The organism is Sphingomonas ginsenosidimutans (genome assembly GCF_002374835.1).
In the GTDB taxonomy this organism is placed as follows: domain Bacteria; phylum Pseudomonadota; class Alphaproteobacteria; order Sphingomonadales; family Sphingomonadaceae; genus Sphingomonas; species Sphingomonas ginsenosidimutans.
This window is the reverse complement of the sequence record NZ_NWVD01000011.1, coordinates 60,470-66,548: the sequence shown is the minus strand read 5'-3', so window position 1 is coordinate 66,548 and position 6,079 is coordinate 60,470. Positions and strand designations below refer to the sequence as shown.

Genomic DNA, 6,079 nt, shown 5'->3' with positions numbered 1-6,079 from the left:
GCGACGAACTGCTCAATGGTGAGATCTTTTACAGCCTCGCCGAGGCCAGGGTGCTGATCGAGGCGTGGCGCCGTCACTACAACACCGTCCGGCCGCACAGCAGCCTGGGCTACCGCCCACCGGCCCCGGAATCGGCAACATCGCCATCACCGGCCTCCGGTTCCGCTTCGCTCCACCTACGCCCGGCAATGGCGGCGGAGACGACAATGCACTAACGAACAACCCGGACCACCCGGTGGGGGCTGCTCAGCCGTGCGAGGCGGCGCGACCGCAGCGGGCGCGGCTTCCGCTGCCTACAGCCTCGGTTCGCTCGGCCAGTCCGGCGCGTCCGGTGTGGCGTCCGGCCTGGCAGGCGTCGGCCGTGCGGCCGGCAACGCGGCATCGTCACCGCTTCGCAAGGCCGTCGATAGCGTCAAATCCAGCTTCGCCGATGGCGCAAAGGCCGGGTTCGGCGCGACGGGCGGTTCCTCGACCGCCGGCAGCGTAGGCGACGCGGGCGAAGCCGCGCCCGCGTCCGCCCCGAACACCAGTGCCGGCGCTCCCGAATGGGCCAGGCGGATGAAACGCAACCAGACCGTCAGCCACGGCATCAGCGCCGCCGCCCACGCCGTCCGCTCCGGCGACGGCCACGGCTCCGGTTCTTCCGTCAACCTTTCCGAAAGCGACCGCTCATGAACCTCTTCAAACGACCCGCCGTGCATTACGGCAAGACTCCCGAACCCGAGACACCCTATCAACGCGCCGCCCAGGTCTGGGACGAACGCATCGGCTCGGCCCGCGTCCAGGCGAAGAACTGGCGCATCATGGCCTTTGGCTCATTGGCCCTCTCGGCAGGCTTCGCCGGGGCATTGGTCTATCAGTCCGCGCGCGGGACCGTCGTTCCGTGGGTGGTGCAGGTGGACGAGCTCGGCCAGGCGCAGGCCGTGGCCCCGGCCACGGCCGAATTCCGCCCGACCGATCCGCAGATCGCATGGCATCTCGGCCGCTTCATCGAACAGGTCAGGAGCATTCCCGCCGATCCGATCATCGTCCGGCAGAACTGGCTTCGCGCCTATGACTGGACCACCGATCGCGGCGCGGCGGCGCTCAACGACTATGCCCGCACCAACGACCCGTTCACGAAGGTCGGCAAGCAACAGGTCGCCGTCGAGGTATCGAGCGTCATCCGCGCCTCGCCGGACAGCTTCCGCGTCGCCTGGATCGAGCGCCGCTACGAGAACGGCCAGCTTTCCGCGACCGAACGGTGGTCCGCGATCCTGACCATCGTCCTACAGCCGCCGCGTGATGCCGAACGGCTCAAGGCCAATCCGCTCGGCATCTACGTCAACGCCATCTCATGGTCGCGGGAGATCGGCCAATGAGAGCGGTCCACCATAGCGCCACGATTGCCGCAGCCCTGCTTTCCGCAACCACGCTCGCTGGCTGCGCCAGTCTGGAGAAGCCCCCGGCGATCGGCTACGACGCCAGCGTCCCGCCTCTGCCGGCCGTTCCCGCCACCGTCACCGACGGCCGGCCGAAGCCCGTGCTGATCCCGCCCGCCTGGACCGTGGCGCGCGGCGGCACTGCCGCAAGCACGCCGACAGGGCGCGTCGAGAACGCCAACACGGCCGCCCGCGTCGAGCCGCGCCGTGATGGCTATTATAACGCCATCCAGATTTATCCGTGGAGCGAAGGCGCACTCTATCAGGTCTATGCCGCGCCCGGTCAGATCACCGACATCGCGCTCGAAGCCGGCGAGAGCCTGACCGGCGCGGGACCGATCGCGGCCGGCGACACCGCCCGCTGGATCATCGGCGACACGGAATCCGACTCGGGCGTCACGCGGCGCGTCCATATCCTCGTCAAGCCGAGCCGGCCGGACATCAGCACCAATCTCGTCGTCACGACCGACCGACGCACCTACATGCTCGAACTGCGATCCGGCGAGAAACCCTATATGCCGGCTGTCGCCTGGTCCTATCCGCAGCCGCCCGCTGGTCAGCGCCCGAGCGTGCCGGCGACGCCCGTCATTCCATCTGCTTCCGCGCGCAACTATCGTTACGCACTGACCGGCACCGGCAATCCACCGTGGAAGCCCGTCGCGGTCTATGACGATGGCCGCCACGTCTATGTCGAGTTCCCGGCCGGCATCGTCCAGGGCGAGATGCCGCCGCTCTTCGTCATCGGCCCGGACGGCGAAGCCCAGATCGCCAACGGCCGCATCTATCGACACATCCTGATCGTGGACCGCCTGTTCGGCGCGGCCGAACTGCGTCTCGGCAGCGGCGACCGCCAGCAGAGTGTCAGGATCGTTCGCACGGACGCCCGGAGTACAAACGGAGGGCCAGCATCATGAGCGACACCGAAACCACCACCAATGCCGCACCGATGCGGCTCCGCGCCGAGCCGCCGCGCGTCACCCGCCTGTCGCGCAAGGTGCTCGCCAGCACCGCCGCCGTGGCGCTCGTCGGCGTCGGCGGAGCGCTGATCTACGCACTCCAGACGCATGGCACCGGGCAGCAAAGCGAAGAACTCTACTCGACCACCAACCGGCAGGCTGCCGATGGTCTCGCCGGGTTGCCGAAGGACTATACCGGGCCGGTGCTCGGGCCGCCGCTGCCCGGCGACCTCGGCCGCCCGATCCTCGATGCGCAGAATGCCGGCAAGCCCGTTGCCGCGCCGGCCGTTGCCACTCCCGCGCCTGGCATCAGCGAAGCCGAACAGCGCCGCCGCGCCGAGGAAGAAGCCGCGCGCACCAGCACCGTGTTTTTCCAGACGCGGGGCGGGCCAGCCACGACGCCCGGAAGCAATGCCGTGCCGGGACTTGCGGGCATCGACATGGCGACGCAACCGGGACAGGCGACGGCGCAGGACAAGCAACTCGCGTTCCTCAACGCCGCCGCCGACCGCCGCACCGTGACGCCGGATCGCGTCACCCCTCCGGCATCGCCCTTCGTGCTTCAGGCCGGGGCCGTCATCCCCGCCGCGCTCATCACCGGCATCCGTTCCGATCTTCCCGGCCAGATCACCGCGCAGGTGACGGAGAACATCTACGACAGCCCGACCGGGCGCATCCTGCTCGTGCCCCAGGGCGCGCGGCTCATCGGCCAGTATGACAATGCCGTTCAGTTCGGTCAGCGCCGCGTCCTGCTCGTCTGGAACCGGCTCATCATGCCGAACGGCCGATCCATCGTGCTCGAACGCCAACCAGGCGCGGACGGCCAGGGCTATGCCGGGCTGGAGGATGGCGTCGATTATCACTGGTGGGATTTGGCGAAGGCGGCCGGCCTCTCGACCCTGCTGTCGGTCGGCTCCGAACTCGCCGTCGATGACCAGGACCGCCTGCTCCGCGCTATCCGCAACGGCGGGCAGGACACCATTAACGACGCCGGACAACAGATCGTTCGCCGTCAGCTCAACGTCGCGCCGACGCTGACCATCCGGCCGGGCTTCCCCGTCCGCGTCATCGTCACCCGCGACATCGTGCTCGAACCCTACGGGAACTGACCATGACCAAGCTGAAACTCGGCCCGATCACCGACGACAAGCCCGTGAAGATCACGGTGGAACTGCCGGCGACGCTTCACCGCGATCTCGCCGCCTATGCCGCGGTGCTGGCCCGCGAGACGGGCCAGCCTGCCGCCGATCCCGTGAAGCTGATCGTGCCGATGCTCGAACGCTTCATCGCCACTGATCGCGGCTTCGCCAAGGCTCGCCGTGCCACCGCCTATCAGTCTCAATCCACCTGACTCGCCGTCGCAAATTCAAGTCATTCGGCCCGTTACTGTCTATTCTCTGATTCGACACCCTTCCGCCCATCTCGGTCTTCCGAGTGTCTGAAAATCAGGGCGCGGTCGCGATGGTCGACAAATCAGAGTTTGGATCGATGGGCTTGCCGGCTTCCTTCCGCTCGGAATAACGATCGAACAGTTGGGCGGTATGCGGCCGCAGCAGGATTGTGAAACGCACCAGCTCCTCCATCACGTCCACGATCCGGTCGTAATAGCTCGACGGCTTCATGCGCCCGGCATCATCGAACTCGTTGAATGCCTTGGCGACCGATGACTGGTTAGGGATCGTGACCATCCGCATCCAGCGGCCCAACACGCGCAGCGTGTTGACGCTGTTGAACGACTGCGATCCCGCCGAGACCTGCATGACGGCGAGCGTGCGGCCCTGCGTCGGGCGCATCCCGCCCATCGAGAGCGGCAGATGGTCGATCTGCACTTTCATGATGCCGGCGATCTGGCCGTGGCGTTCGGGGCTGCACCACACTTGCCCCTCCGACCACATCGACAGTTCGCGCAGCTCGTGGACGGCGGGATGATCGTCGCCGGCATGGCTGTCGGGCAGCGGCAGCGTGGACGGATCGAAAATGCGCGTCTCGCACCCGAACAGGCGCAGCAGGCGCGCCGCCTCCTCGATGCAGAGGCGTGAATAGGACCGCTCGCGCAGGCTCCCGTAGAGCAGGAGGATGCGCGGCGCGGGATCGAGCGGGCCGAGGCCCAGCGCGGGGCGCTGACGGATATAGGCCGGATCGAGCGCCGGGAGGTGGTCGGGATCAGGAAGGTCGCGCAGCGGCATCGACAAGCCCTTTGTTCATGTAGGTGGCATTCGCGGGACAGAGCATCGAGAACTCGGCCGAGGCGGCGATCGGCGCGGGCGCGGATGCCCGATCGGTGATCGCGTAGCCGAGGGCATGGAAGAACGGGGCGGCGGTGGTCGTCAGCAGATGCAGCCGCTCGATGCCGCCATCGCGCGCCAGCAGTTCCAGTCGGTCGACAAGCTGACGGCCATAGCCTTGCCCTCTCCGCCCGCCCATCACGACGAGCGAGCGAAGCAGCCGGTCGGGGCCAGCGCCCTCCAGGCCGATATAGCCAATCAGGCCGTTGTCATCCGACAGGCGGAAAAACAGGCGATCCGGCCCGTTGAGATCAGCGGTCGGCAGGTTGCTCATTTCAAGGCGTGACCGGAAGATATCGTCGTGCGCCGGGTTGAAGCCGGTGAAGACCAGGCTGCTCATGCGCGTGCGCCCCGCTCGTACCAGGGCCGGCTCCGCCTCACGATCGCGACGACCGACAGCATCACCGGCACCTCGACCAGCACGCCGACAACCGTCGCCAGCGCCGCGCCGGACTTGAGGCCGAACAGCGAGATCGCCGCAGCGACCGCCAGCTCGAAAAAGTTCGATGCGCCGATCAGCGCGGCCGGCGCTGCCACGCACCAGGCGACGCCGAACCGCCGCGACAGCCAATAGGCCAGGCCAGCGTTGAGATAGACCTGAATGAGAATCGGCACCGCGAGCAGTGCGACCACCAGCGGCTGCGCGACGATCGCCTCCCCCTGAAAACCGAACAGCAGCACCAGCGTCGCCAGTAGCGATACGAGCGACACCGGGCCGAGCCGCACGAGCAGCCGATCGAGTGCGGCCTGTCCGCCGTTCGCCAGTACGATGCGCCGGACGAGCTGCGCGGCGATCACTGGCACGACGATGTAGAGCAGTACGGAGATCAGCAACGTATCCCACGGCACCGTCACCGAGGCGACGCCGAGCAGCAAGGCGACCAGTGGCGCGAACAGGAACACCATGATGACGTCGTTCAACGCGACTTGGCTGAGCGTATAGGTCGGCTCGCCGTCACAGAGATTCGACCAGACGAATACCATCGCGGTGCAGGGCGCTGCGGCGAGCAGGATCAGCCCGGCGATGTAGGACGGTCCATCGCCCACCGGCAGCAGCGGCGCGAAAAGCCAGCCGATGAACAGCGCCCCCAGCGCTGCCATAGAGAACGGCTTTACCGCCCAGTTGATGAACAGCGTGACGCCGACGCCCTTCCAGTGTTGGCGCACCGATCCGAGTGCGCCGAAATCGATCTTGAGCAGCATCGGGATAATCATCAGCCAGATCAGCACGGCGACGATCAGATTGACGCGCGCGACCTCCGCACCCGCGATCGTCGCGAACAGCTCTGGCAGCAGATGCCCCAAGCCGATGCCCGCGACGATGCAGAGCGCGACCCAGAGCGTCAGATACCGCTCGAACGTGCCGATGCCGGGGCGTGCCGGTGCTGGGCCGGCGACGGGTGCGACCGTGGACATG

General features: G+C 67.3%; 9 protein-coding genes. 6 read left to right on the top strand and 3 right to left on the bottom strand.

The features are described 5' to 3' along the window. The 6 genes from COA17_RS16640 to COA17_RS16615 form a co-directional block, all read left to right on the top strand. Positions 1-215, top strand: a 215-nt coding sequence (locus COA17_RS16640) for an integrase core domain-containing protein (protein WP_176484942.1), incomplete at its 5' end; no start/stop codon positions are given. Positions 216-252: 37 nt separating this feature from the next. Beyond that, positions 253-675 carry a TrbL/VirB6 family protein gene (locus COA17_RS16635; RefSeq protein WP_425442732.1) on the top strand — a complete coding sequence of 141 codons (423 nt, stop codon included), beginning with the start codon at positions 253-255 and terminating at the stop codon, positions 673-675. After that, positions 672-1,361: a conjugal transfer protein TrbF gene (trbF, locus tag COA17_RS16630; RefSeq protein WP_096613911.1), complete on the top strand. Its 690-nt coding sequence runs from the start codon at positions 672-674 to the stop codon at positions 1,359-1,361. Before COA17_RS16635 ends, trbF begins: the two co-directional genes overlap by 4 nt. Further along, the gene (trbG, locus tag COA17_RS16625; RefSeq protein WP_096613909.1) at positions 1,358-2,335 is read left to right on the top strand and encodes a P-type conjugative transfer protein TrbG; all 978 of its coding nucleotides are present in this window, start codon (positions 1,358-1,360) and stop codon (positions 2,333-2,335) included. The genes trbF and trbG overlap by 4 nt, the downstream gene beginning before the upstream one ends. 32 nt (positions 2,336-2,367) lie before the next feature. Further along, complete coding sequence (locus COA17_RS16620) at positions 2,368-3,486, top strand: TraB/TrbI/VirB10 family type IV secretion system protein (RefSeq protein WP_425442733.1); 1,119 nt, start codon at positions 2,368-2,370, stop codon at positions 3,484-3,486. A gap of 2 nt (positions 3,487-3,488) precedes the next feature. Beyond that, positions 3,489-3,728, top strand: coding sequence for a DUF2274 domain-containing protein (locus tag COA17_RS16615; RefSeq protein ID WP_096613905.1), 240 nt, complete (start codon positions 3,489-3,491; stop codon positions 3,726-3,728). Positions 3,729-3,822: 94 nt separating this feature from the next. Here the strand turns inward: COA17_RS16615 and arsH are convergent, their stop codons facing one another. Genes arsH through arsB form a run of 3 tightly spaced genes read right to left on the bottom strand, consistent with a single transcriptional unit; the run spans position 3,823 to position 6,078 of the window. Then, positions 3,823-4,563, bottom strand: coding sequence for an arsenical resistance protein ArsH (arsH, locus tag COA17_RS16610; RefSeq protein WP_096613903.1), 741 nt, complete (start codon positions 4,561-4,563; stop codon positions 3,823-3,825). Continuing rightward, on the bottom strand, positions 4,541-5,002 hold the full coding sequence (gene arsN2, locus COA17_RS16605) for an arsenic resistance N-acetyltransferase ArsN2 (protein WP_096613901.1): 462 nt from the start codon (positions 5,000-5,002) through the stop codon (positions 4,541-4,543). The genes arsH and arsN2 overlap by 23 nt, the downstream gene beginning before the upstream one ends. After that, positions 4,999-6,078 carry an ACR3 family arsenite efflux transporter gene (arsB, locus tag COA17_RS16600; protein ID WP_096613899.1) on the bottom strand — a complete coding sequence of 360 codons (1,080 nt, stop codon included), beginning with the start codon at positions 6,076-6,078 and terminating at the stop codon, positions 4,999-5,001. The genes arsN2 and arsB overlap by 4 nt, the downstream gene beginning before the upstream one ends. Position 6,079 lies beyond the last annotated feature (1 nt).